This window comes from Streptomyces sp. NPDC007157 (genome assembly GCF_040634235.1).
Taxonomy (GTDB): Bacteria; Actinomycetota; Actinomycetes; order Streptomycetales; family Streptomycetaceae; genus Streptomyces.
On the sequence record NZ_JBEYFE010000001.1, the window covers coordinates 180166 to 205069 of the forward strand.

General features: G+C 71.5%; 19 protein-coding genes. 10 read left to right on the forward strand and 9 right to left on the reverse strand.

Annotated features, from left to right (window positions below):
• Positions 1 to 63: 63 nt before the first annotated feature.
• The 8 genes from ABZ642_RS00810 to ABZ642_RS00845 all read right to left on the reverse strand — a co-directional run bounded on the left by ABZ642_RS00810 (position 64) and on the right by ABZ642_RS00845 (position 11766).
• A complete protein-coding gene (locus tag ABZ642_RS00810; RefSeq protein WP_360474871.1) occupies positions 64 to 990 on the reverse strand; it encodes an LD-carboxypeptidase in 927 nt (308 codons plus the stop codon).
• The gene (locus tag ABZ642_RS00815) at positions 987 to 2972 is read right to left on the reverse strand and encodes an LpqB family beta-propeller domain-containing protein (protein ID WP_360476040.1); all 1986 of its coding nucleotides are present in this window, start codon (positions 2970 to 2972) and stop codon (positions 987 to 989) included. Before ABZ642_RS00815 ends, ABZ642_RS00810 begins: the two co-directional genes overlap by 4 nt.
• Entirely contained in the window at positions 2969 to 4273 is a 1305-nt protein-coding gene (locus ABZ642_RS00820; protein WP_360474874.1) for a M20/M25/M40 family metallo-hydrolase, read from the reverse strand. Before ABZ642_RS00820 ends, ABZ642_RS00815 begins: the two co-directional genes overlap by 4 nt.
• On the reverse strand, positions 4266 to 5099 hold the full coding sequence (locus ABZ642_RS00825; RefSeq protein ID WP_360474877.1) for a M55 family metallopeptidase: 834 nt from the start codon (positions 5097 to 5099) through the stop codon (positions 4266 to 4268). The genes ABZ642_RS00820 and ABZ642_RS00825 overlap by 8 nt, the downstream gene beginning before the upstream one ends.
• Before the next feature lie 140 nt (positions 5100 to 5239).
• A complete protein-coding gene (locus ABZ642_RS00830; protein ID WP_360474880.1) occupies positions 5240 to 5965 on the reverse strand; it encodes a class I SAM-dependent methyltransferase in 726 nt (241 codons plus the stop codon).
• Between the two features lie 136 nt (positions 5966 to 6101).
• The gene (locus ABZ642_RS00835; RefSeq protein WP_360474883.1) at positions 6102 to 8567 is read right to left on the reverse strand and encodes a SpoIIE family protein phosphatase; all 2466 of its coding nucleotides are present in this window, start codon (positions 8565 to 8567) and stop codon (positions 6102 to 6104) included.
• A 174-nt stretch (positions 8568 to 8741) separates the two neighbouring features.
• Complete coding sequence (locus tag ABZ642_RS00840) at positions 8742 to 11084, reverse strand: MFS transporter (RefSeq protein ID WP_360476043.1); 2343 nt, start codon at positions 11082 to 11084, stop codon at positions 8742 to 8744.
• A 238-nt stretch (positions 11085 to 11322) separates the two neighbouring features.
• Positions 11323 to 11766: an SRPBCC family protein gene (locus ABZ642_RS00845; RefSeq protein ID WP_360474886.1), complete on the reverse strand. Its 444-nt coding sequence runs from the start codon at positions 11764 to 11766 to the stop codon at positions 11323 to 11325.
• Between the two features lie 180 nt (positions 11767 to 11946).
• On the opposite strand from ABZ642_RS00845, the gene ABZ642_RS00850 reads away from it, so the two are divergent.
• The 4 genes from ABZ642_RS00850 to ABZ642_RS00865 all read left to right on the forward strand — a co-directional run bounded on the left by ABZ642_RS00850 (position 11947) and on the right by ABZ642_RS00865 (position 15761).
• Positions 11947 to 12987 carry an Rv2578c family radical SAM protein gene (locus ABZ642_RS00850; RefSeq protein WP_360474889.1) on the forward strand — a complete coding sequence of 347 codons (1041 nt, stop codon included), beginning with the start codon at positions 11947 to 11949 and terminating at the stop codon, positions 12985 to 12987.
• A 167-nt stretch (positions 12988 to 13154) separates the two neighbouring features.
• A complete protein-coding gene (locus ABZ642_RS00855; protein ID WP_360474892.1) occupies positions 13155 to 14726 on the forward strand; it encodes an alpha/beta hydrolase in 1572 nt (523 codons plus the stop codon).
• A gap of 56 nt (positions 14727 to 14782) precedes the next feature.
• Positions 14783 to 15181 carry a RidA family protein gene (locus ABZ642_RS00860; protein ID WP_360474895.1) on the forward strand — a complete coding sequence of 133 codons (399 nt, stop codon included), beginning with the start codon at positions 14783 to 14785 and terminating at the stop codon, positions 15179 to 15181.
• Between the two features lie 46 nt (positions 15182 to 15227).
• Positions 15228 to 15761 carry a GNAT family N-acetyltransferase gene (locus ABZ642_RS00865; RefSeq protein WP_360474898.1) on the forward strand — a complete coding sequence of 178 codons (534 nt, stop codon included), beginning with the start codon at positions 15228 to 15230 and terminating at the stop codon, positions 15759 to 15761.
• On the opposite strand, the gene ABZ642_RS00870 is transcribed toward ABZ642_RS00865, so the two are convergent.
• Positions 15748 to 16323 (reverse strand): adenylosuccinate lyase, encoded by a 576-nt coding sequence (locus ABZ642_RS00870; protein WP_360474900.1) that lies wholly within the window; start codon positions 16321 to 16323, stop codon positions 15748 to 15750. The two genes, ABZ642_RS00865 and ABZ642_RS00870, sit on opposite strands and share 14 nt — an antisense overlap.
• 389 nt (positions 16324 to 16712) lie before the next feature.
• Between ABZ642_RS00870 and ABZ642_RS00875 the strand changes: the two genes are divergently transcribed.
• From ABZ642_RS00875 to ABZ642_RS00900, 6 genes are all read left to right on the forward strand, one after another.
• On the forward strand, positions 16713 to 18518 hold the full coding sequence (locus ABZ642_RS00875) for a 3-hydroxyacyl-CoA dehydrogenase family protein (RefSeq protein ID WP_360474903.1): 1806 nt from the start codon (positions 16713 to 16715) through the stop codon (positions 18516 to 18518).
• 166 nt (positions 18519 to 18684) lie between these two features.
• Positions 18685 to 19515, forward strand: coding sequence for a TetR family transcriptional regulator (locus tag ABZ642_RS00880; RefSeq protein WP_360474906.1), 831 nt, complete (start codon positions 18685 to 18687; stop codon positions 19513 to 19515).
• 474 nt (positions 19516 to 19989) lie between these two features.
• Complete coding sequence (gene ccrA, locus ABZ642_RS00885) at positions 19990 to 21333, forward strand: crotonyl-CoA carboxylase/reductase (protein WP_360474909.1); 1344 nt, start codon at positions 19990 to 19992, stop codon at positions 21331 to 21333.
• A gap of 17 nt (positions 21334 to 21350) precedes the next feature.
• Positions 21351 to 23423: a protein meaA gene (locus ABZ642_RS00890; RefSeq protein WP_360474912.1), complete on the forward strand. Its 2073-nt coding sequence runs from the start codon at positions 21351 to 21353 to the stop codon at positions 23421 to 23423.
• Positions 23420 to 24385 (forward strand): CoA ester lyase, encoded by a 966-nt coding sequence (locus tag ABZ642_RS00895; RefSeq protein ID WP_360474915.1) that lies wholly within the window; start codon positions 23420 to 23422, stop codon positions 24383 to 24385. The genes ABZ642_RS00890 and ABZ642_RS00895 overlap by 4 nt, the downstream gene beginning before the upstream one ends.
• Before the next feature lie 5 nt (positions 24386 to 24390).
• Positions 24391 to 24903, forward strand: coding sequence for a MaoC family dehydratase (locus tag ABZ642_RS00900; RefSeq protein WP_360474917.1), 513 nt, complete (start codon positions 24391 to 24393; stop codon positions 24901 to 24903).
• Position 24904 lies beyond the last annotated feature (1 nt).

The following is a 24904-nucleotide window of genomic DNA, read 5'->3' on the forward strand; positions in this document are numbered from 1 at the left end:
CATGCGGCCAGGGTGCGCCCGCGGGCCCCGCCCCGCACGGCGAGCGCGGCCGGCCGGGCGGTCTCAGCGCAGCGCCGGTTCCAGCAGCGTCAGCGTGCCCGCGTCGGCGTCCAGCTCCGCCGCGACGCCGAGCGGCATGGTCAGGGCGGATTCGCAGTGCCCGAAGCCGAACTCCTCCACCACCGGCACCCCCAGCCCGCCGAGCCGGTCGGCGAGCACCGCCCGCACACCCTCGTACGGCCCGCACCGGTCCCAGGACCCGAGCAGGATCCCGGCGACGCCGTCGAGCCGCCCGGAGCGCAGCAGCTGGGTGAGGCTCCGGTCGAGGCTGTACGGCTGCTCGCCCACGTCTTCCAGCAGGAGCAGCCCGCCGCGCGCGCCGGGGTGGGTGTGCGGGGTGCCGATGCCGGTCGCCAGCAGGCGCAGGCAGCCGCCGATCGTGACGCCCCGGGCCCGGCCGGGCACCAGCGAGCGGCGGCCCCGGCCGGTGATCGTGCGGACCGTCTCCGGGGCGAACAGGGTGGCCCGCAGGTGCTGCTGTGCCTCGGTGCTCTTGACGAAGTCGGCACCCGTGGCCACCGGCCCGTACAGGGTGGCGAGCCCGAGCCGGGTGGCGAACGCCTCGTGCAGCACGGTCCCGTCGCTGAAGCCGACGAACGCCTTCGGCCCGGCGGCCCGCATCGCCTCCCAGTCGAGCAGGTCGACCAGGCGCTGGGCGCCGTAACCGCCGCGCGCGCAGAGCACGGCGGACACGGACGGGTCGCACCAGGCCCGCTGGAGGTCGGCGGCCCGGTCGGCGTCGGAGCCCGCGAGGTAGCCCAGCTCCTTCTCCTTGGCGAGCACATGGGGTGCCACCACGGGGTCGAGATCCCAGCCGCGCAGGATGTCGAGGCCCGCCTGGAGCCGCTCCTCCACCACCGGCCCGCTCGGCGCGACCACGGCGACCCGCGCTCCGGGGACGAGCCTCGACGGCCGTACCAGCTCTCTCACTTCACCAGCTCCAACTCGGGAATGCCGGGCACGTTCAGCCCGAACACCTGTGCATACAGGGCGAGTTCGGCCTCCAGGGCGCGAACCATGGTCTCGGCGCGACGGAAACCGTGGCCCTCGCCCGCGAAGGTGAGGTAGGCGTGCGGAACGCGCCGTCCGTCGAGGTTGGCGAGGAAGCGTTCGCACTGCGCGGGCGGGCAGATCACGTCGTCCAGGCCCTGGAGCAGCAGGAAGGGCGCGGTGAGCCGGTCGGCGTGCTCGCTGGGCGAGCGTTCCACATATCGCTCGGGCACCTCGGCCAGCGGCCCGATCAGCGACTCCAGGTACCGGGACTCGAAGTCGTGGGTCTCTCCCGAGCCCCAGGTGGTGAGGTCGAGGACGGGGTAGGCGATGGTGCCGCAGGCGTAGAGGTCGGTGCCGGTCAGCGAGGCGGCGGCGGTCCAGCCGCCGGCGCTGCCGCCCCGGATCGCCAGCCGGGCGCGGTCGGCGGTGCCCTCCTCGGCGAGGGCGAGGGCGACGGCCGCGCAGTCCTCGACGTCGACCACGCCCCACTGCTCGCGCAGCCGGTTGCGGTACTCCCGCCCGTACCCGGTGGAGCCGCCGTAGTTGACCTCGGCGACGCCGATGCCCCGGGAGGTGAAGTAGCCGATGGCCAGGTCGAGGACGAGGGGCGCCCGACTGGTGGGGCCGCCGTGTGCCCAGACGACGTACGGCGGCAGCTCGCCGTCGGGGGCGGTGTGGCCGGGGTGGTGGGGCGGGTAGATGTGGGCGTGCACCTCGCGGCCGTCCGGGCCGGTGAAGGTGCGGACCCGCGGCTCGGGGTAGTGGGCGGGGTCGACCGGGTCGCGGTGGGCGGCGCCGACGACCCGGGCGCGGCCGCTCGCGGTGTCGAGTTCGATCACCTCGTAGGCGGTGCGCGGGCTCGCGCCGACCGCGACGACTCGGCTGCCGTGCGCCGCGAGGGTGGGGGCGAACTCGGTCCAGGGGCCGGCGGCGTCGGCGAGGTCACCGGATTCCGGGTCGAGTATCCCGAGCGCGGTCGCCCCCCGGCCGTGGACGACGGCGATCAGCCCGTTGTCCAGCGGGGCGAACCAGCGCTGACCCAGCTTCCAGAGCGGCCCGGCGAACTCCTCCTCGCGCGGGGCGAGCGAAGCGAGCTGGGGGTCCCCCCGCCCGAAGGGTGGGGAAGGGGTGCCTTCGCGGTAGAGGTTCCACCAGCCGCTGCGGTCGCTCGCGTACAGGAGACGGCCGTCCGTCGACCATTCGACCTGGGCGACGGACTCCTCGGGCCCGCCCGCGACCGTGCGGACCCCGTGCAGCAGACCGTCTTCGCCGACCTCACCGACCAGCAGTTCCGTGCCGTCCCACGGCATCCGCGGATGGTCCCAGGCGAGCCAGGCGGCCCGCCGCCCGTCGGGCGAGAGGCGCGGTCCGGTCACGAACCGGTGCCGCTCGGCGGTGAGTTCGCGTACCGCGGTCCGGTCCTCGGCGGCCGAGCCGTCCAGCGGTACGGCGGCGGGCACCCGTCGCACGTCGCCGGGGCGGCCCCCGGTGAACTCCTCAAGGACGCACCAGACTTCGCCCCGGTCCAGCAGCAACCGCGGTTCGGCCCAGCGGAGTCCGGGCGGTGTCAGCGGGCGCGGCTCGGCGCCCGGCTCGTAGCGGTACAGCCGCTGGTCGTCGAAGTGGACGAAGACCAGCAGCGGTTCGCCGCCGGCCGCGGGCACGGCACCGGCCCAGGGCTGTCCGCCGTACTCGATGACCCGGCTGCGGACGTTCCACGGCGCGGGCAGCACGGACTCCCGGGTGCCGCCCCGCACCAGGGTCCGGCGGCCGCCCTCCTCCGGGCGGGGTTCGGTCCACCAGGTCTCGTCGCCGACGAAGCCCACCCACTCGGGGCTGCCGTCGTGCGCGGCGGCCAGGGCCGCGTCGATGGGCGAGGGCCAGGAGCCGTACGGCTTCGTCTCCACGATGTCTCCTATGCCGTGCGCAGGAAGCGGTCCAGGACCCGGACGCCGAAGTGCAGGGCCTCGACGGGGACGCGTTCGTCCACGCCGTGGAACATGGCCTGGTAGTCGTAGCCCTCGGGCAGCCGGAGCGGTGTGAAACCGTAACCGGTGATACCGAGCCGGGAGAACTGCTTGGCGTCGGTGCCGCCCGACATGCAGTACGGCACCACATGCCCCTCGGGCGCGAACTCCTCGACGGCGGCGCGCATCCGGGCGTACGTCGGTGAGTCGAGCGGCGCCTGGAGGGCGACCTCGCGGTGGTGGAACTCCCAGTCGACGTCGGGTCCCGTGAGCCGGTCCAGGGTGGCGCGGAACTCGTCCTCGGTGCCGTGCAGATGACGTCCGTCGACGAAGGCGACGGCTTCGCCGGGGATGACGTTGACCTTGTAACCGGCGTTCAGCATGGTCGGGTTGGCGCTGTTGCGGACGGTCGCCTCGACGAGCTTGGCGGCCGGGCCGAGCTTGTCGAGCAGCAGGTCGACCTCGGTGAGGTCGGGTTCGACGCCGTAGAGGGCGGCGAGTTCGGTGAGCGCGGCGGTGACCGTCGGGGTGAGCCGGAGCGGCCAGGTGTGCTCGCCGATACGGGTGACGGCGGCGGCGAGCCGGGTGACCGCGTTCTCCTTGTTGACCTTGGAGCCGTGTCCGGCGCGGCCGCGCGCGGTGAGCTTCAGCCAGCCGGTGCCGCGCTCGCCCGCCGCGATGGGGTAGAGCTGCCGTCCGGTGCCGTCGTGGAAGGTGAAGGCGCCCGACTCGCTGACGCCCTCGGTGCAGCCCTCGAACAGCTCGGGGTGGTGGTCGGCGAGGAAACCGGAGCCGTCCTCGGCGCTGGCCTCCTCGTCGGCGGTGAAGGCGACGACGATGTCCCGGCGCGGCCGTACCCCCTCGCGGGCCCAGGACCGCGCCACGGCCAGGATCATCGCGTCCATGTTCTTCATGTCGACGGCGCCCCGGCCCCACACGACCCCGTCGCGGATCTCCCCGGAGAAGGGGTCGACGCTCCAGTCGGCGGGCTGTGCGGGCACCACGTCGAGGTGCCCGTGGACAAGCAGCGCGTCCGCCGACGGGTCGGTGCCCTCGATGCGGGCGACGACGTTGGTGCGGCCCTCGGTCCGCTCCAGGAGGATCGGCTCCAGACCCGCTCCCGCCAGCCGCTCGGCCGCGTACTCGGCGGCGGGCCGCTCCCGGCAGTCGCCGCCGCCGAAGTTGCTGGTGTCGATCCTGATCAGCTCGGAGGTGAACCGGACCACCTCGTCCAGCGCCTGCTCGTCAGCCATACTGCTCCTCCACCGCGGCCGAGACGATCGTGGTGACCGCCTTGAAGGTGCGGATGCCGTCGTACATGGTCCCCTCGGTGTACGCCACCTTCCGCTCGCCGATCCGCTCCACGCCGGGGACGACGGTGGCGGAGAGGGCGAGGTGCTCGGCGTCGAACTCCAGGGCGACGGTGAACGGCCCGCCGATGACGGGTTCGTGACGCACCGCGAGCCCGGCCGCGTCCTTGGCGGCGGCACGGATGTCGGCGGCGGTCCTGGCGGGCGTGCGGCACTTGGCCGCGTACCTCGACACGTGGTCCTTGACGGCGACCTTGAGGGCCTCGGGCGCGTAGCCGAGGGCGTCCTCGCAGGCCAGGTCATCGCCGGTGACGAGGACGACCGGGACGCCGTACTCGGCGGCCACGTGGGCGTTGAGCAGGCCCTCGCTGGCGCGGACGTCGTTGAGCCAGACGCCGGTGATGGAGTTGGCGAGGTAGGTGTGGGCGAGGACGCCCTCCATGCCGGCGCCGGTGTGGTAGCCGACGAAGGCGATGCCGTCGACGTCGCCGTGCTGGACGCCCTCGACCATGGAGAGGGTCTTGTGGCGGCCGGTGATCATCTCGGCGCGGTCGTCGAGCTGCTCCAGGAGCAGGTTGCGCATGCTCCAGTGGGCTTCGTTGATGAGTACCTCGTCGGCACCGCCGTCCAGGAAGCCGAGGACGGCGGCGTTGACGTCCGAGGTGAACATCGACCGGCACCGCTCCCACTGCGGCGTGCCGGGCAGTACGTCGCCGGGCCAGGTCACCCCGGTGGCGCCCTCCATGTCGGCGCTGATGAGGATCTTCATGGTGCGCCACGTTACGCGTCCGGGCGGCCACCGGCCAGGAAGCAAGCCGTCGTCCTCCCCCGCACCCGACCGGCCCGGCACAGCCGTCCGCCCCTCGGCCGGCGCCATGCCGGGGGACGGTCTGGCGCTGTCCGTGGTGGTCAGTTCACGCGCCCCGCCACCAGCCACTTCGACGGCAGCACGATCAGCTCGCCGTCCGGGGTGACCTCTGTTGTCGTCAGGGGCAGTTCGCCGCTCGCGAGGACCGTGAGACCGGCGTTGCGCAGGTACTCGGGTACCGCGTCGTCGGCGACCTCGCCGGGGGCGATGCCGTGCCGGAAGACCGGGACGAGCTTGGGCGGCGGGCCCGACGGGCTCTGGGCGAGGCCGCCGAGGATGGGGCGGGCGGCCTGGGAGAGCTCGACGAGGAAGGCCCGGCCGCGATCGCCGACGAGCGTGGCGACGGTGTCGGTCAACGGCTGCCGGTCGTCGGGTTCGCACTGGTGCAGCACGCCCCGCACATAGACGTTGGCGTCGCCGAGTTCGGCGTGCAGGGCCTCGGCCTCGGTCTTCTCGGTCGCGTCCAGCTGCCGGTAGCGGGCCAGTCCGGCCGGGTCGGCACGCCGGGCGTGTTCCAGGGCGGCCTCGGCGATGTCGGTGCCCAGCACCCGCGGGAAGCGGCCGGCGAGGAAGCGGGTCTGGGTGCCGTTGCCGCAGCCGAGGTCGACCAGCGGCAGGCCGGGGTCGGTGAGATGGGGCTCGAAGAGGGAGACATGGACCGACGCGGTCACGCCCGGCTCGGCGTCCCAGAACACCGCCCCCGTCTCCTCGGGCGCTTCGCGCCAGAAGCCCTCCCAGGCGTCCCGGTATCCACTCGTCACGCTCATGCCCAACTCCCCAGGGTGTGACCGCAGAAGGCCGCCGTATGTGACGGGCCAGTACGGTCTACCCTGCGCCGGTTTCGGCCACAAGCACCCGGCGCGTTCCTTCACCCCACTTTCGACGAACGTGCGCGCCCCTCGGTCAGCGGCGGCGCGAGGTGAGCTCGAACCAGACGGTCTTGCCGGCGGTCGTACGGCTGGTGCCCCACTCCCGGGCCAGTGTGCTCACCACCCGCAGTCCGCGCCCGGTCCCGGCGCCGGGATCCACACTGAGCAGGGTCGGCAGGGTGTGGTCGTCGTCATCGACCTCGCACAGCAGGGTCTCGCCGCGGATCAGCCGGAGCTGGACCGGACGGCTGTGGGAGTGCCGGATGGCGTTGGTGACGATCTCGCTGACCATCAGTGCGGCGGGGTCGGCGAGCCGGGCCAGGCCCCAGTCGTGGAGTTGTTCGCGGACGGCGGTGCGGGCCCGGCGGACCTCGGCCGGGTCGAGGGCGAGCCGCCATTCGGCGACGTCGTCCGGCTCGATGCCGTTGAGGCGGGCCATCAGCAGGGCGACGTCGTCCTTGCGGTCGCCGTGGCCCGCTTTTGAGAAGGTCGCGGCGAGGGCTCGGATGATGGTGTCGCAGGCGTCGTCCATGGAGGCGGCCGGATGGGCGGCGGACTCGCAGAGGGCGGCGAGGCCGACACCGATGTCCTCGCCGCGCATCTCGACGAGTCCGTCGGTGCACATCACCAGCCGGTCGCCGGGTTCCACGGGCACCCGAAGCGACTCGAAGGCGACCCCGCCGACGCCGATGGGCGCCCCGGTGGGCAGGTCGAGGAGTTCGCTGCGGCCGCCGACGGCACGGACCAGCACGGGCGGGATGTGGCCCGCGTTGGCGAGGTGGAGTTCGCTCTCGATCGGGTCGTAGACGGCGTAGAGGCAGGTGGCGAGGTAGCCGTCGCCGAGGCGCTGGGCCAGGTCGTCGAGGTTGCGCAGGAGTTGGGCGGGCGGCAGGTCCAGGGCCGCCATGGTCTGCACGGCCGTCCGCAACTGCCCCATCATGGCGGCCGAGTTGAGGCCGTGGCCCATGACGTCGCCGACGACCAGGGCGGTGCGGGCGCCGGGGAGTTTCACGGAGTCGAACCAGTCGCCGCCGATGCGTCCGAGCAGGGTGCCCGGGAGATACCGGGTGGCGATGTCACAGCCCGCCATGCGCGGCGGTATGTGCGGCAGCATGCTGTCCTGGAGGGTCTCGGCGACGCTCTCCTGGAAGGTGTACATGCGGGCGTTGTCGAGCACGAGGCCCGCGCGGGCGGCGAGTTCGGCGCCGGTGACCCGGTCCATGTCGTCGAACATCTCGCGCTCGGGGTGGCGCAGCAGGATCATGAAGCCGAGCACCACGTTGCGGGCCTTGAGGGGGACGACCAGCATCGAGCGGCCGGTGATCAGGGGCCGGATGTCGCGCTTCTCGAACTGCGAGGCGATGGCGTGGCCCATCTCCACGCTGATGCGCGGCACCAGGACCGGCTCGCCGCTGGTCATGCACTGGAAGAACGGGGTGTGCGCGGGGAACGGCATGGCCTCGCCGACCGGGACGACGTCGTCCCAGCGGCCGGGTTCGTCGGTGTGTTCCAGGGCCACCCGGTGCCACATGGTGGTGGTGTCGGGCACGCCGTCCGGGAACCCCTCGCCGGCGACGACCTGTTCGCGCAGATAGGTGCCGGCGACATCGGTGAAGCGGGGTACGACGGCCCTGCTGACCTCGACGATGGTCCGGGACAGGTCGAGCGAGGTGCCGATCTTCCCGCTGACCTCGTTGAGGAATTCGAGGCGCTCACGGACGGCCGCGTACTCCAGGTCCTCGCCCTCGTCGTCGGTGAGGTCGGCGGGTACCGGCAGGCCCTGGGCGGCCGCCCGGGCGGCGCGCTCGCGGCGGGCCTTGCGTTCCGCGCGCCGGGCGACGCCCCAGTCGGGGGTGACGGGCACCCGGTCGTTCTGGCTGAACTCCAGGATCGGATAGCCGAGTTCCAGAACCTGGGCGACGATCCGGGCGCTCTCGTCGACGCTCATGCTGGGCAGGATCTCGGGGAGCCGGCGGGCGAGTTCCTCGGCGCCGGGGAAGTCGGTGTGCAGGGCGAATCCGGGCGCGATGCGCTCGAAGGCCACGTCCTCGGCGCGGTCGGACCGGCGCAGCCGCTCGGCGTCGGCGGCGAGCACCAGCAGCCGCTCCTCGCCGGGACCGACCAGCGGATACGCCCACCACAGCACGTCGACGCGGTCGCGGTCCGCCACGGTGAGCCGGGCGCGGCCCGCGGCGGGGAAGTTCAGCCGTCCGTCGAGCGAGGACTCAAGGTCGGGGCCGAGTCCGTCGTAGGCCGCGTAGGCGCCGTACGGGGTGATCTCGTCGTCCTCGGGGAGCGCCCCGGAGACCGGCAGCAGGTCGAGGGCGGAGCGGCCGATCGCCTGTTCCCTGGCGGCGCCGAACAGCCGGCGCGCGCCGGTGCTCCAGTGGGAGACCCGCCCGTCGCGGTCGACGACGACCACGGCAAGCGGGATACGGCCTGCCGCGCCCTCCCCGGCATCGAGGCCGGGAGGCGTGTCCCGCTCGCTGCCATGGTCCATGGCCCAGGCCCTCTCTCCCCACGGCTCCGCGAAAGATCTACGCCGCCCGCCACTACCGTACGGTGGCCACCGGTCGCGATGTGTGGCATTTCTGGAATTGGTTTCACCGGAGCGCACCGGCGCGCAGGTCCGCGCCCTCGCGCCCCGTCCGGCCGGTCCTCGCGCCCCGTCCGCTCAGTCCTCGTGCCCCAGTTGGAGATCGCGTTCGGTGCGGCCGCCGCCCGCGACCTGGAGCACCGTGGCGACCGGCGGGTAACCGGCGGCGATGACGGTGTACTCGCCGGAGGAGAGGTCGACGAACCGGAACGTTCCGTCGGCGCCGGTGGTGAGGGTGTCCACGACGTTCCCGGCGGCGTCGAGGAGGGTCACGCGCGCGTCCTCGACGGGCCGCCCGCCCCCGGCCCTGACGGTGCCCTTCAGCACGGCGCCGCCCGCGAGTTCGACGTCCTGCCGGGTCTCCCGCGATGCCTGCACGGTGACCGGGAGGGCGGCCGGGCGGAAGGCGGGGGCGCTGCCGGCGAGGGTGTACTCGCCGGCCACCAGCTCGGTGATGACATAGCCGCCCTCGCGTCCGCTGCGGGTGCTGGCGACGACCTCGCCCTGCACGTTGGTGAGCGTGACGGTGGCGTCGCGGACGGGCGTGCCGTCGGCGGTGCGGACGGTTCCCGCGAGGCGTCCGGCGCCGCCGAGGACGACGTCGAGTTCGACGGGCCGCTCGCCGACGGTCACGGTGACCGCCTGCGGCTGGTGGCCGCCGGCGGCGGCGATCAGGACGTACGCCCCGGAGCCCGGCGTGGACAGGGCGTACCGTCCGTCGTCGCCGCTGGCGCCCCGGCCGATCTGCCGGCCGACGGCGTCGATGAGGGTGAGCGCGGCGCGGGGCACCACGGTCCCGTCGGGGTGCTGCACCGTGCCGCAGACCGGGATCCCGGCACCGGGGTACGGCGAGCGCGCTTGCGGGATCGGGCTGTTCACCGGGGTGTTCACGGGGACGGACTCGGTTTCGGCGGTGTGGTGGGACACCAGCGGTTTCTCCTTGAGGAAGCAGGCGATGAGCAGACCGAGCACGAGCATCGGGACCAGGTAGAGGAAGATCCTGGGCATCGCGTCGGCGTAGGCGCGGATGTAGGCGTCGCGCAGTGCCGGGGGCAGCGCGTGGACGAGCTGCGGGGTGAGGGACTCGGGGTCGGGCAGCCGGGCGCCGGCGCGGGCGGGGAGACGTTTGTGCAGGGCGTCGGTGAGCCGGTCGGCGAAGAGGGTGCCGAAGACGGCGGCGCCGACGCTGCCGCCGATCTGGCGGAAGTAGTTGTTGGCGCTGGTGGCGGTGCCGAGGTCGGCGGGCCGTACGGAGTTCTGCACGGCGAGGACGAGCACCGGCATCACCATGCCGATGCCGGCGCCGAGCACGGCCATCCAGATGCTGTACTGCCAGCGCGGGGTGTCGACTTCGAGCCGGGAGAGGAGCCACATGCCGACCACCGACAGTCCGCCGCCGAGCACCGGGTAGATCCGGTAGTGCCCGGTGTGGCTGATGAGCTGCCCGGAGACGATCGAGGCGCCGACGATCCCGCCCATCATCGGCAGCATCAGCAGCCCGGACTCGGTGGCCGAGGCGCCGTCGACCATCTGCAGGAAGGTCGGCAGGTAGCTGGCGGCGCCGAACAGCGCGACGCCGACGACCAGTCCGACGAGTCCGGTCACGTTGAAGACGGAGTCCCGGAAGAGCCGCAGCGGGATGAGGGGTTCGACCGCGTGGTGCTCGGCGATCAGGAACAGCACGGTGGCGACCACGGCACCGGCGCCGAGCCCGAGGATGACCCGCGAGCCCCACTCGTACTCCGTGCCGCCCCAACTGGTCAGCAGAACGACGCAGGTGGAGGCGGCGGCCAGCAACAGGGCGCCCAGGACGTCGAAACGGGCACGGGCCCGGGGCTTCGGCAGCTTCAGTACGGCCGTGACGACGGCCAGGGTGACCAGGCCGAAGGGCACGTTGACGTAGAAGCACCAGCGCCAGGAGAGGTGGTCGGTGAAGTAGCCGCCGAGCAGCGGCCCGGCGACGGAGGCGAGGCCGAAGGCGGCGCCGATCAGGCCCATGAAGCGGCCGCGCTGCCGGGGCGGCACGATGTCGGCGATGATCGCCTGAACACCGATCATCAGTCCGCCGGCGCCGACGCCCTGCACCGCGCGGTAGGCGATCAGCTGGTCCATGCTCTGCGCCCGTCCGGCCAGCGCGGAGCCGACGACGAAGACCAGGATCGCGAACTGGAAGACGCTCTTGCGGCCGATGAGGTCGCCGAGCTTGCCGTAGACCGGGAGGCCGACGGTGGAGGTGAGCAGGTAGGCGGTGATCGCCCAGGACATCCGGTCCAGGCCGTGCAGCTCGCCGACGATCCTCGGGAGCGCGGTGGCGACGATCATCTGGTCCAGGGCGGCCAGGAGCAGGGCGAGCATCAGCCCGCAGAACACCAACCGGGTGCGGCGCGGCCCGAGTCCGGAGGCCGGGGCGGGTTCGGGCACGGGGGCGTCGGCAGGTGCCGCGGCCGGCTCCTCGTACTGCACCAGAGTCGTCCCCACGTACCGCTCCCCTCGTCGCGCCTGCGCACAGTTGCCGCCTTATGTCCCGTAGGGCGACAACTGTGGGCAAGCACGACGAGTTACGGCACGAGACCGGTCGGGCCGGAGATCCACTCGAACCGGTGAGGGGGTTCAACGCCCCCTGTCCATCCGGCGGTTACCCACCGGCGTGGGATCGGGACTACTTCTCGACCTCGGTGGCGAGCTTGTCGAGCACCTCGTCGTAGATCCGGCCGAGGCCCTTGGGGGCGAAGGTCTTCTCGAAGAAGCCGCCGACGCCGCCGGCGCCCTGCCAGGTGGTGTGGACCACGACCCTGGAGCTGCCCTCGCCGGCCGGGGTGACGCGCCAGGTGGTGACCATGGAGGAGTTGCGGTCCTTCTCGACCAGCTCGCCGTCGGTGGGCTCGCTGACCTCCAGGAGGCAGTCGCGCACGCGCTTGCTGGTGGCCTGGAGCTTCCAGTGGACCAGGGTGCCCTCGCCGTCGCCGCCCTCGCGCACCTCGTACTCGCTGAAGTGCTGGGGCAGCAGCTTCGCGCGTGTGCCGCTGTAGTCGGCGAGCGCGTCGAACACCGTCTCCGCGTCCGCCGCGACGACTCGCTCCGTAGTGGCCTCGACCTGCGCCATTGACTTCCTCCAGCACCTGAGTTCTCGGGGTTTGGGCAAGCCAACCACCCCGGCGCCCGGCCGCCCAAATCGGGGTGCCGGAAGCGGTCGGAAACGGTGTGCGCGCGGTCTCCACGGATCGTTCGCACGATCATGGGAACAGATGTTCTATTCTGGGGGCAGTGCTACCGAGGAGGCGTCATGCGCTGGGAGAACCTCACCGAGGAGGCCGAACACGGCCGGGCCGACACCGCGCTGTTCGGCGCGGACGCGGTCACGACCCGCACGTTCGACACGCCCGAGTTCCGGGGAATCACGTTCCACGAGGTACGGGCGCGGTCGATCATCAACCGGGTGCCGGGCGCCTCGCGGATGCCGTTCGAATGGACGGTGAACCCGTACCGGGGCTGCACGCACGCGTGCGTGTACTGCTTCGCGCGCAAGACGCACAGCTATCTGGACCTGGACACCGGGATCGGCTTCGACACCCAGATCGTGGTCAAGGTGAACGCCCCCGATCTGCTCCGCCGCCAGCTGGGCTCACGGCGCTGGCCGGGCGACCACATCGCGATGGGCACCAACGTCGACTGCTACCAGCGCGCGGAGGGCCGCTACCGGCTGATGCCGGGGATCATCTCGGCCCTCGCCGACCACGCGAACCCCTTCTCGATCCTCACCAAGGGCACGCTGATCCTGCGCGACCTCGACCTGCTGCGACGCGCGGCCGACGTCACGGACGTCGGCATCTCGGTCTCGGTCGGCTTCGTCGACCCCGAGCTCTGGCGCACCGTGGAGCCGGGCACCCCGGCCCCCGAGCGCCGCCTGGACGTGGTGCGGGCCCTCGCCGAGGCCGGCATCGGGTGCGGGGTCCTGATGGCGCCCGTGATCCCCTTCCTGGGCGACCACCCGGCCCAACTGCGGGCCACCGTGCGGGCGATCGCGGCCGCCGGGGCCACCTCCGTGACACCCCTGGTGCTGCATCTGCGCCCCGGCGCCCGCGAGTGGTTCATGAGCTGGCTCGCGGCCCACCACCCGCACCTCGTCCGGCGCTACGAGCGGCTGTACGCGGAGGGCGCCTACGCGCCCAAGTGGTACCAGCGCCGGATCACCCGTCAGGTGCACGAGCTGGCCGAGGAGTACGGCATCGGGCCGAACCGCGCCGGCACCCCCCGCCGGATGCCGCTGCCGACGGCGGAGGAGGAGCCCGCGCTGCCGGAGCCGACGCAACTGACGCTGCTCTGAGAGCGTTCGCGTCCGGGGCGCTCACAGCTGGGAGCGTTCGAGGGCAACCCTCGGCCCAATTGGGTCAATAATCGTCAGAACAGGTTCTTCCGGGTGCTGTTCCCGGGACGATGCGGCGAGGACCGTGACACGTGCGGTCCGCGACACCTCCGTCCTGGGAGGACCCCATGCGAACACGCGCAGCCGTGCTGTGCGCCGCCGCCGCTGTCGTCGTGGCCGGGTCGTTCACCGCCCTGCCCGCGAGCGCCACCGCCCGAGCCGCCGTCCAGGCGCCCTCGGTGGCCTGGAAAAAGTGCGGCACCACCGACTATCCGACGCTGCAGTGCGGCACCGTCAAGGCGCCCCTCGACCACCGGAACCCGGGCGGGAAGCAGATCACCCTCGCCGTCTCCCGGGTGCCGCACACCGCGGCCACGTACCAGGGCCCGCTGCTGGTCAACCCCGGCGGCCCCGGCGGCAGCGGGCTGAGCCTCGCGGGCTTCGTCGCCTCCACGCTGCCGAAGAAGGTGGCGGCCCAGTACGACGTCATCGGCTTCGACCCGCGGGGCGTGGGCAGGAGCAGCCCGGCGATCGACTGCGCGCCGGGCTACTTCGACCCGGTGCGCCCCGACTCGGTTCCGGCCACGCCCGCCCTGGAACAGGCGAACCTCAAGCGCGTGCAGTCCTTCGCGGCGGCCTGCGGCAAGAAGTACGCGAGCCTGCTCCCGTACCTCGACACGGTCAGCGCCGCACAGGACATGGACACCATCCGCCAGGCCCTCGGGGCCGGCCGGATCAGCTACTTCGGCTACTCGTACGGCACCTACCTGGGCGCCGTCTACGCGAAGCTGCACCCGGAGCGGATCCACCGCCTGGTCCTGGACTCGATCGTGGACCCGACGGGTGTCTGGTACGACGACAACCTCGGCCAGGACCACGCGTTCAACGACCGCCACCGCGCCCTGATGGCGTGGATCGCGAAGTACGACTCCACCTACAAGCTCGGCACCGACCCGCAGAAGGTCGAGGCCAGGTGGTACGCCATGCGGGCGGCGCTGGCGAAGAAGCCGGCGGGCGGCAAGGTGGGCGCCGCCGAACTGGAGGACACCTTCATCCCGGGCGGCTACTACAACGGCTACTGGCCCTACCTGGCGGAGGCGTTCTCGGCCTACGTCAACGGCAAGAAGACGGCGGCGCTGGTCGAGGCGTACCAGAACTTCGGGGCCGTCGACGCCTCGGGCGAGAACGGCTACAGCGTCTACGCGGCCGTCCAGTGCCGGGACGTCTCCTGGCCGCGGGACTGGAACCAGTGGCGCAAGGACAACTGGGCGGCGTACGAGAAGGCACCGTTCATGGTCTGGAACAACGCCTGGTACAACGCGGCGTGCACCTCCTGGCCGACGTCCGCCCTGAAACCGCCGGACATCGCCAACGGCAAGCTCCCGCCGACCCTTCTCTTCCAGGCCACGGACGACGCGGCCACGCCCTACCAGGGCGGCGTCACGGCCCACCGGCTGCTGGCCGGCTCCAGCCTGGTCGTCGAACAGGGCGGCGGCAACCACGGCATCACGCTGAGCGGCAACAGCTGCCTGGACGACCACCTCGCCGCCTACCTGACCGACGGCAGGGTCCCGCACGGCGACGGCACCGCCGACGCGGTCTGCCGGAAGACCCCGGACCCGAAGCCCCTGAGTACGAAGGCGGCGTCGACGTCGTCCCGCGGCTCGACCCTGCACGGGCTGCTGGGGTTCCGCGGCTGAACCGGTCCTGACCAACCGTCGGGGGCGTTGTCGGACCCATGGTCCACCATGGACGCATGACCGACCCGACCCGCATCACCGCCCCCGACGGCGTCGTCCCGGCCGCCCAGTACAGCCATGTGGTGGCGGCCTCCGGCCGGTTCGTCGCCGTCTCCGGCCAGCTGCCGCTGGACGAGGACGGCAGGCTCGTCGGCGAGGGCGACCCGGCCGCCCAGGCCCGCCAGGTCTTCGAGAACCTGCGTCGCTGCCTGGCGGCGGCCGGCGCCGGCTTCGAGGACGTCGTCAAGCTCACCTACTTCGTCACGGACATGGCCCATCTGCCGGCCGTCCGCGAGGCGCGCGCCGCCCACATACCCGACGACCGCCTCCCGGCGTCGTCCGCGATCCAGGTGGCCGCACTCGTCGCGCCCCAGTTCCTGATGGAGATCGAGGCCTTCGCGGTGGTGGCGGACTGAGCGAAATCCCGGGCGGGCCGGGCCGTCGGCTTCCTAAGGTGCCGTCATGACCGACGACTCCCTCCGCATCCGCCCCATGGCCCTCGACGACTGCGACCGGGTCTCGCAGATACGCGTCCGGGGCTGGCAGTACGCCTACCGGGGGCTCATGCCGCAGCCGTTCCTGGACGGGCTCAGTGTCGAACGGGACGCCGAGCGGCGGCGGGCCCGGTTCCGGGACGGCGAGGACGGGGTGACGGACCTGGTCGCCGAGCGCGGCGGCGAGATAGTCGGCTGGGCGTCGCACGGGCCGTACCGGGACGGGGAAGTACGCACCGAGGACGCCGAGTTGTACGCGATCTACCTCGACCCGGCGCATGTCGGGACCGGGGCCGGGCGGCGGCTCCTGGACACGGTGCTCAAGCAGTGCGCCCGGTACGCACGCGTGTACCTGTGGGTACTGAAGGGGAACGCCCGCGCTCGCCGGTTCTACGAGACGGCGGGCTTCCGGCCCGACGGCGCCGAGGAGCCCTACGAGGTCGACGGGGTGCCCGTGCCCGAGGTGCGGTACGTCAAGGACCGCGGCCTCACCTCGGCCTAGGGATGTGGGACAGGGCCTGGACCGCGGCCTCGGCGAGGTTGGGGTGGGCCAGCGCCTCGCTCAGGACGCGGCGGGCGCGGGTGTCGCCCAGGGTGCCGAGGCCCTCCACACAGGCGAGGGCGACCTTGCGGTAGGGGTCGTGGGGGCGCAGTCGGCGCTCCAGGGTGGTGATGAGGGCCGGCACGGACTCCGGGGCGCGGAGCACGACCAGGAGACGGACCGGGTGCAGGGCGTAGGCGACCCGGAGTTCGTTGGTGGCGAGGGCGGCGGCCGCGCGGGCGGTGCGCGGGTCCTGCAGGCGGGCGAGGGCGTGCGCGGCGGAGGCGCAGCGGGGTGGGTCACGGTGGTTCAGGAGGAGGACCAGGGTCTCGAAGGCGCGCCGGTCGCCGGCCGTCCCCAGGCGGTACGCCGCCAACTCCCTGGCCCACAGGGGCTGTCCGGCGGCGGTGAGCACCTCCGCCAGCTCGTCGGGGTCCTCGGTCGTCAGGAGCCGGTCGTAGGCGGCCGTTCCCTGCGACTCCTGCCGCAGACGCTCCGTGAGCGATCGCAACTCTTCGTCCACGAAGCCCAGCGTAGAGGGGTTGCGGTAGCGGAGGGACGTACATCACAAAGTCGGGGGGCTGGCGCGCTCGTTACCCGCCGGTTAAGCTCAATCGAGCGAGTCACCCACTCGCAGTAACGCTCATTCCGGTTTGGTGACGCAGCCGTCGTGAGCATCAGGTCGGTTCGGTACCTCGTACCGTACGTACGACTCGGCTCCGGGACAGGGCCGGTCGGGATCAGCCGCTCCCAGGCGTGTGCACGCCTGCGGCGACGGCACCGGGCGTGTGCGCCAGCAGCCCGGCAACACCCGCAATCACGCAGCTCTCATGCAGCTCTCCGCACCCGGTGCGCCCCTTCGGCGCACCCGGGGGCGTTTCCAGTCGTCACCCTCATTCCTGGAGTCCCGCGATGGCCACTCCCCAGTCCGACCCCTCCCTGTCCCCGCTCAGGACCGTCGCCGTGGTCGGCCTCGGCACCATGGGCACCGGTATCACCGAGGTCCTCGCGAGGGCCGGCCGCGAGGTGATCGGCATCGACGTCAGCGAGGCCCAGGCCGCCGGCTCCCTCGCCGCCCTGGAGGCCTCCACGGCCCGTGCCGTGGCCCGCGGCAGGCTGACCGAGCAGGAACGCACCGACGTTCTCGCCCGGGTCCGCACCGGCACCGACCTCACGGCCGCGGCCGACGCCGACCTCGTCATCGAGGTGGTCCCGGAGTCGTACGACATCAAGCACCAGATCTTCCGCGAGCTGGACCGCATAGTCCGCCCCGGGACCATCCTGGCCACCGGTACCAACGCGCTCTCCGTGACCCGGCTGGCCGCCGACTCGGCGCGTCCCGAGCGCGTCCTCGGCCTGCACTTCTTCAACCCGGCCCCGGCGATGAAGCTGGTCGAGGTCGTCTCCTCGGTGCTCACCGCCCCGAGCGCGGTCGCCGCGGTCACCGACCTCGCGCTGGAACTGGGCAAGGAACCGGTCGCGGTCGGCGACCGCCCCGGCTTCGTCGCGGACGGCCTGCTGTTCGGTTACCTCAACCAGGCCGCCGCGATGTACGAGGCGAAGTACGCCTCCCGTGAGGACATCGACGCGGCCATGCGGCTCGGCTGCGGCCTGCCGATGGGTCCGCTCGCCCTGCTCGACCTGATCGGCATCGACACCGCGCGGACGGTCCTGGAGGCCATGTACGCCGAGTCCCGCGACCGGCTGCACGCCCCGGCCCCCGTCCTCAAGCAGCTCAGCGAGGCGGGCCTGACCGGCCGCAAGTCCGGGCGCGGCTTCTACACCTACGAGGCCCCGGGCAGCGCCACCGTCGTCCGGGACGCGCTGACCCCGCTGGACGGCGCCGCCCTCACCCAGGGCCGCCCGGTCCGCTCGGTCGGGGTGGCCGGTTCCGGCACCATGGCCTCCGGCATCGCCGAGGTCTTCGCCAAGGCCGGCTACCAGGTCGTCCTGGCCGCCCGCAGCGAGGAGAAGGCGCAGGCCGCCAAGGCCCGTATCGGCAAGTCGCTCGACCGCTCGGTCGGCAAGGGGCGGATGACCGCCGAGGCCGCCGCACAGACCCTGGACCTGATCAGCGCCGCGGGTTCCTACGACGCCTTCGCCGACGTCGACCTGGCCGTCGAGGCGGTCGCCGAGGACCTGGAGATCAAGCAGCAGCTGTTCGCCACGCTGGACAAGGTCTGCAAGCCCGGCGCGGTCCTGGCCACCACGACCTCCTCACTGCCGGTCGTGGCCTGCGCCCGGGCCACGTCGCGTCCGCAGGACGTGATCGGCATGCACTTCTTCAACCCGGCGCCGGCGATGAAGCTGGTCGAGGTCGTCCGTACCGTGCTGACCGGCGAGGACGTCCACGCGACCGTCCGCGAGGTCTGCGCGAACATCCGGAAGCACGCCGTCGACTGCGGTGACCGGGCCGGCTTCATCGTGAACGCGCTGCTGTTCCCGTACCTCAACAACGCGATCAAGATGGTCGAGGAGCACTACGCCTCACTGGACGACATCGACGCGGCGATGAAGCTCGGCGGCGGCTACCCGATGGGCCCGTTCGAGCTGCTGGACGTGGTCGGCCTGGACGTCTCGCTCGCGATCGAAAAGGTCCTGCACCGGGAGTTCCGCGACCCGGGGCTGGCGCCCTCGCCACTCCTCGAGCACCTGGTGGCCGCGGGCTGCCTCGGCCGCAAGACCGGCCGTGGCTTCCGCGAATATGCCCGCCGCTGAGGGCGTCGGCGACTGGTACCGGGACGAGCGGGACTGGGGCGGGCTGCTCGACCCGGGCGGCGGTCCCCCGCCCACCCGGCACAGCCCTCCCCCGCCCACCCGGCCCGGCGGTCCCCCGCCCTTCACAGGCGGGGGAAACCCCGGTCATGCCCCTCAAGCTGCGCACATGCAGTACGTTCGGGGCATGCCCCAGCCCGCCAGGTCCTCACGTACACCCGCCACGTCCGACGCGCCGGAAAGTGCCGCGGGCAGTCGCGCGGCCGCCCAGCGGCTCAAGATGCGCCGAGAACTGGCGGCCGCGGCGATGGAGCTGTTCGCGACCAAGGGGTACGAGGCGACCACCGTCGACGAGATCGCGGCCGCGGCCGGGGTTGCCCGTCGCACCTTCTTCCGCCACTTCCGTTCCAAGGAAGAGGCGATCTTCCCGGACCACGACGACACGCTGATCCGCGCGGAGGCCGTGCTCAACGCGGCCCCGGCGCACGAGCACCCGCTCGACACCGTGTGCCGCGGCATCAAGGAAGTCATGAAGATGTACGCGGCCCGGCCGGACATCTCGGTCGCCCGCTACAAGCTCACCCGTGAGGTACCCACCCTCCGCGAGGCCGAGATCGCCTCGGTGGCCCGCTACGAGCGTCTCTTCACCCGCTACCTCCTCGGCCACTTCGACGAGCACGCGCACGCGGACGACGCGAACGACGACCCGCTGCTGGCCGAGGTCGCCGCGTCTGCGGTGGTCACCGCCCACAACCACGTGCTGCGGCGCTGGCTGCGGGCCGGCGGGCAGGGGGATGTGGAGACACAGCTGGACCACGCCTTCGCGATCGTCCGCAAGACGTTCGGGACGGGCATCGGTGCGGGCCGGGAGACCCCGCCCCGGTCCACCGCGCCGGCCACCGTGGCCTCCCAGGGCGAGGTGCTGGTGACGGTGGCCCGGACCGACGCCCCGCTCGACGAGGTGATGCGGACCATCGAGCAGGCGCTCAAGGAGCGCTGAGCGCGAGCCGCAGGCGGATACAGCCGACGCGCCCCCTCCCGGGGGCGCGTCGTTGTTTTTGTCGGCGCAATGGCACCGCGGGTTTTTCCCGGCGCGATGGCACTGCGTGCCGGGTGGCGGCTCCGACATCGGGACGAGCCCCGCAACTCGGCACACCTTGGCCTACCCGTCAGTAGCTTTGATCGATCATCGCTCATTTGTTACGTAAAGATTTCATCTGAGAGCAAGTTCTGGCACTCAGTGCCTTGCCACCTGACACGCGGTGTCATACGTTGATGGGTGTCCGGCCTGTCCCGGCGAGCCCACCAGCCCGCCCGCCGGACGCCTGCGTCACAGGCAACCTCCCGCGCCACAAAGCGCTGCCGAAGCACCACCCACGCCGAACCGACGGCACCCTCCCAAAACCCTCAGCAGCACCGACGTAACCCTCAGCGCCCCTTCCCTCAAGGGGCGCCGACCGCCGGAGGCAACACCGTGACCACTCAGGCCATTCTCGACGCGATCCAGTCGCCGGACTCGACGCCGGCCGACTTCGCCGCCCTGTCGCTGCCCGAGTCGTACCGCGCGATCACCGTGCACAAGGACGAGACGGAGATGTTCGCGGGCCTGGAGACCCGCGACAAGGACCCGCGCAAGTCCACCCACCTCGACGAGGTGGCCCTGCCCGAGCTGGGCCCGGGCGAGGCCCTGGTCGCCGTCATGGCGTCGAGCGTCAACTACAACTCGGTCTGGACGTCGATCTTCGAGCCGCTGTCCACCTTCGGCTTCCTGGAGCGGTACGGCAGGCTCTCCGAGCTGACCAAGCGGCACGACCTGCCGTACCACATCATCGGCTCCGACCTCGCGGGCGTCGTCCTGCGCACCGGCCCGGGCGTCAACGCCTGGAAGCCCGGTGACGAGGTCGTCGCGCACTGCCTGAGCGTGGAGCTGGAGTCCTCCGACGGCCACAACGACACCATGCTCGACCCCGAGCAGCGCATCTGGGGCTTCGAGACCAACTTCGGCGGCCTCGCCGAGATCGCGCTGGTCAAGTCCAACCAGCTGATGCCGAAGCCGAACCACCTCAGCTGGGAGGAGGCCGCCGCTCCGGGTCTGGTCAACTCCACCGCCTACCGGCAGCTGGTCTCCCGCAACGGCGCCGGCATGAAGCAGGGCGACAACGTGCTCATCTGGGGCGCCAGCGGCGGGCTCGGCTCCTACGCCACCCAGTTCGCGCTGGCCGGCGGCGCCAACCCGATCTGCGTGGTGAGCAGCCCGCAGAAGGCGGAGATCTGCCGGTCCATGGGCGCCGAGGCGATCATCGACCGCAACGCCGAGGACTACAAGTTCTGGAAGAACGAGCACGAGCAGGACCCGAAGGAGTGGAAGCGCTTCGGCAAGCGCATCCGCGAGCTGACCGGCGGCGAGGACGTCGACATCGTCTTCGAGCACCCCGGCCGCGAGACCTTCGGCGCCTCGGTCTACGTCACCCGCAAGGGCGGCACGATCGTCACCTGCGCCTCCACCTCGGGCTACAACCACGAGTACGACAACCGCTACCTGTGGATGTCCCTGAAGCGGATCATCGGCTCGCACTTCGCCAACTACCGCGAGGCCTGGGAGGCCAACCGGCTGATCGCGAAGGGCAAGATCCACCCCACGCTGTCGAAGGTCTACTCCCTGGAGGAGACCGGCCAGGCCGCCTACGACGTGCACCGCAACCTCCACCAGGGCAAGGTCGGCGTCCTGTGCCTGGCCCCCGAGGAGGGCCTGGGCGTGCGCGACGAGGAGACGCGCGCCAAGCACCTCGACGCCATCAACCGCTTCCGCAACGTCTGAGACACCCGAGGTCATAGATGACTGAGCGTCAGATCGCCGACGGCGGGCGGGATTCCGTGCCGCAGGCGCCGAGGGAGAAGGACCGGCCGTGGCTCATGCGCACGTATGCCGGGCACTCCACGGCCGAGGCGTCCAACGAGCTGTACCGGCGCAACCTCGACAAGGGCCAGACCGGCCTGTCGGTGGCGTTCGACCTGCCGACGCAGACCGGCTACGACCCCGACCACATCCTCGCCCGCGGCGAGGTCGGCCGGGTGGGCGTACCCGTCTCGCACCTCGGTGACATGCGCCGGCTGTTCCAGGACATCCCCCTGGAGCAGATGAACACCTCGATGACGATCAACGCCACCGCCATGTGGCTGCTGGCGCTCTACCAGGTCGTCGCCGAGGAGCAGGGCGCCGACATCACCAAGCTCCAGGGCACGACCCAGAACGACATCGTCAAGGAGTACCTGTCCCGGGGGACGCATGTCTTCCCGCCGGGACCGTCGCTCCGGCTGACGACGGACATGATCGCCTACACGGTCTCCCACCTGCCGAAGTGGAACCCGATCAACATCTGCAGCTACCACCTGCAGGAGGCGGGCGCCACGCCGGTCCAGGAGATCGCGTACGCGATGTCCACGGCCATCGCGGTCCTGGACGCCGTCCGTGACTCCGGCCAGGTGCCGCAGGAGCGGATGGGCGATGTGGTCGCGCGGATCTCCTTCTTCGTGAACGCGGGCGTCCGCTTCGTCGAGGAGATGTGCAAGATGCGCGCGTTCGGCCGCATCTGGGACAAGGTCACCCGTGAGCGGTACGGCATCGAGAACGCCAAGCAGCGCCGTTTCCGGTACGGCGTCCAGGTCAACTCGCTGGGTCTGACCGAGGCGCAGCCGGAGAACAACGTCCAGCGGATCGTCCTCGAGATGCTCGCCGTGACGCTGTCCAAGGACGCCCGCGCGCGTGCCGTTCAGCTGCCCGCGTGGAACGAGGCCCTCGGCCTGCCCCGGCCCTGGGACCAGCAGTGGTCACTGCGTATCCAGCAGGTGCTCGCCCACGAGAGCGACCTGCTGGAGTACGAGGACATCTTCGAGGGCTCGCACGTCATCGAGGCGAAGGTCGGCCAGCTGGTCGAGGACTCCCTGGCCGAGATCGACCGGATCCAGGAGATGGGCGGCGCGATGGCCGCCGTCGAGTCCGGCTATCTGAAGTCGCAGCTGGTCGCCTCGCACGCGGAGCGCCGGGGCCGGATCGAGTCCGGGCGGGAGAAGATCGTCGGCGTCAACATCTTCGAGACGACCGAACCCAACCCGCTCACGGCCGACCTGGACACCGCGATCCAGACCGTCGACCCGGCGGTCGAGGCCCGGGTGGTGGCGGCGATCGGCCGCTGGCGCGACACGCGCTACCAGCCGCCGTTCAACCACCCGCGCCCCTGCAAGGCGCTGGAGCGCCTGAAGGAGGCCGCCAAGGGCACCGGCAACCTCATGGAGGCCACCCTGGAGTGTGCCCGCGCCGGGGTCACGACCGGCGAGTGGGCGGGCGCGCTGCGGGAGGTGTTCGGCGAGTTCCGGGCGCCCACCGGGGTCTCTTCGGCACCGGTGGCCGTGCCCGCCGAAGCCGGGTCGGCGATGGCCGAGGTGCGGGCCAGGGTGGACGCCACCGCCCGCGACCTGGGCAGCGGCAAGCTGAGGTTCCTGGTGGGCAAGCCGGGACTTGACGGGCACTCCAACGGGGCCGAGCAGATCGCCGTACGGGCCCGGGACGCCGGCTTCGAAGTGGTGTACCAGGGCATCCGGCTGACACCCGAGCAGATCGTGGACGCGGCCCTCGCCGAGGACGTGCACGCGGTGGGCCTGTCGATCCTGTCCGGCTCGCACGCCCAGCTGGTCCCGGACGTCCTGGAACGACTCCGTGTGGCCGGTGCCACAGATATACCCGTCATCGCCGGTGGCATCATCCCGAATGGTGACGCCGAGCAGCTCAGGAAAGCCGGCGTGGCCGCGGTCTTCACCCCGAAGGACTTCGACATCACCGGAATCATCGGCCGCATCGTCGACGAGATCCGGAAAGCGAACAAGCTCGACCCCCTGGAGGTCCCCGCATGACCACGCCCGTCAACCGGCTCCGCCCGCGGCGCTCCTGCCTGGCTGTGCCCGGCTCGAACCCCCGCTTCCTGGAGAAGGCCCAGGGTCTCCCGGCGGACCAGGTCTTCCTGGACCTGGAGGACGCGTGCGCGCCGCTCGCCAAGCCCGAGGCGCGGCACACCATCGTGAAGTTCCTCAACGAGGGTGACTGGACGGGCAAGACACGGGTGGTGCGTGTCAACGACTGGACGACCGAGTGGACGTACCGTGATGTCGTCACGGTCGTGGAGGGCGCCGGCCAGAACCTCGACTGCATCATGCTGCCGAAGGTGCAGACGGCCCAGCAGGTCGTCGCGCTGGACCTGCTCCTCACCCAGATCGAGAAGACCATGGGCTTCGAGGTCGGCAAGATCGGCATCGAGGCGCAGATCGAGAACGCGCAGGGCCTCAACAACGTCAACGAGATCGCCACCGCGTCCCAGCGTGTCGAGACCATCATCTTCGGCCCGGCCGACTTCATGGCGTCCATCAACATGAAGTCGCTGGTCGTGGGCGAGCAGCCGCCCGGCTACCCGGCGGACGCCTACCACTACATCCTGATGAAGATCCTGATGGCCGCCCGCGCCAACAACCTCCAGGCGATCGACGGCCCCTACCTCCAGATCCGCAACGTCGAGGGCTACCGCGAGGTCGCCCAGCGTGCCGCGGCCCTCGGCTTCGACGGCAAGTGGGTGCTGCACCCGGGTCAGGTCGAGGCGTCCAACGAGATCTTCTCGCCGTCCCAGGAGGACTACGACCACGCCGAGCTGATCCTGGACGCGTACGACTACTACACGTCCGAGGCGGGCGGCAGGAAGGGCTCCGCGATGCTCGGCGACGAGATGATCGACGAGGCCAGCCGCAAGATGGCCCTGGTCATCTCCGGCAAGGGCCGGGCCGCCGGTATGCGGCGCACGTCGAAGTTCGAGATCCCGGAGGCCTGAGCGCGATGCAGTTCGGACGCACGTACGAGGAGTTCGAGGTCGGCGCGACGTACAAGCACTGGCCCGGGAAGACGGTCACGGAGTACGACGACCACCTGTTCTGTCTCCTCACCATGAACCACCACCCGCTCCACATGGACACGAACTACGCCGAGAAGACGACGGACTTCGGCAAGAACGTGGTGGTCGGGAACTACATCTACTCGCTGCTGCTGGGCATGTCCGTGCCGGACATCTCGGGCAAGGCGATCGCCAACCTGGAGATCGAGTCGCTCAAGCACGTGGCGCCGACCTTCCACGGCGACACGATCTACGGCCAGACGACCGTGCTGGACAAGTGGCCCTCCAAGTCGAAGAACGACCGCGGGATCGTCTACGTCGAGACCAAGGGCTACAAGCAGGACGGCACGCTGGTGTGCATCTTCCGCCGCAAGGTGATGGTGCCGACCGAGACGTACATCAAGGAGCGCGGCGGCGAGCAGCCGGGCCGCCCGGAGCTCAGGGAGCAGGAGAAGTAGC

Excerpts from the sequence above, each read along its gene's own strand:
- ABZ642_RS00845 (WP_360474886.1), bottom strand. The coding sequence starts at position 11,766 with ATGGCGCAGGTCGAGGCCACTACGGAGCGAGTCGTCGCGGCGGACGCG.
- ABZ642_RS00875 (WP_360474903.1), top strand. The coding sequence starts at position 16,713 with ATGGCCACTCCCCAGTCCGACCCCTCCCTGTCCCCGCTCAGGACCGTC.
- ABZ642_RS00835 (WP_360474883.1), bottom strand. The coding sequence starts at position 8,567 with ATGGACCATGGCAGCGAGCGGGACACGCCTCCCGGCCTCGATGCCGGG.
- ABZ642_RS00830 (WP_360474880.1), bottom strand. The coding sequence starts at position 5,965 with ATGAGCGTGACGAGTGGATACCGGGACGCCTGGGAGGGCTTCTGGCGC.
- ABZ642_RS00825 (WP_360474877.1), bottom strand. The coding sequence starts at position 5,099 with ATGAAGATCCTCATCAGCGCCGACATGGAGGGCGCCACCGGGGTGACC.
- ABZ642_RS00880 (WP_360474906.1), top strand. The coding sequence starts at position 18,685 with ATGCAGTACGTTCGGGGCATGCCCCAGCCCGCCAGGTCCTCACGTACA.
- ABZ642_RS00860 (WP_360474895.1), top strand. The coding sequence starts at position 14,783 with ATGACCGACCCGACCCGCATCACCGCCCCCGACGGCGTCGTCCCGGCC.
- ABZ642_RS00895 (WP_360474915.1), top strand. The coding sequence starts at position 23,420 with ATGACCACGCCCGTCAACCGGCTCCGCCCGCGGCGCTCCTGCCTGGCT.
- ABZ642_RS00900 (WP_360474917.1), top strand. The coding sequence starts at position 24,391 with ATGCAGTTCGGACGCACGTACGAGGAGTTCGAGGTCGGCGCGACGTAC.
- ABZ642_RS00850 (WP_360474889.1), top strand. The coding sequence starts at position 11,947 with ATGCGCTGGGAGAACCTCACCGAGGAGGCCGAACACGGCCGGGCCGAC.
- ABZ642_RS00890 (WP_360474912.1), top strand. The coding sequence starts at position 21,351 with ATGACTGAGCGTCAGATCGCCGACGGCGGGCGGGATTCCGTGCCGCAG.
- ABZ642_RS00865 (WP_360474898.1), top strand. The coding sequence starts at position 15,228 with ATGACCGACGACTCCCTCCGCATCCGCCCCATGGCCCTCGACGACTGC.
- ABZ642_RS00820 (WP_360474874.1), bottom strand. The coding sequence starts at position 4,273 with ATGGCTGACGAGCAGGCGCTGGACGAGGTGGTCCGGTTCACCTCCGAG.
- ABZ642_RS00855 (WP_360474892.1), top strand. The coding sequence starts at position 13,155 with ATGCGAACACGCGCAGCCGTGCTGTGCGCCGCCGCCGCTGTCGTCGTG.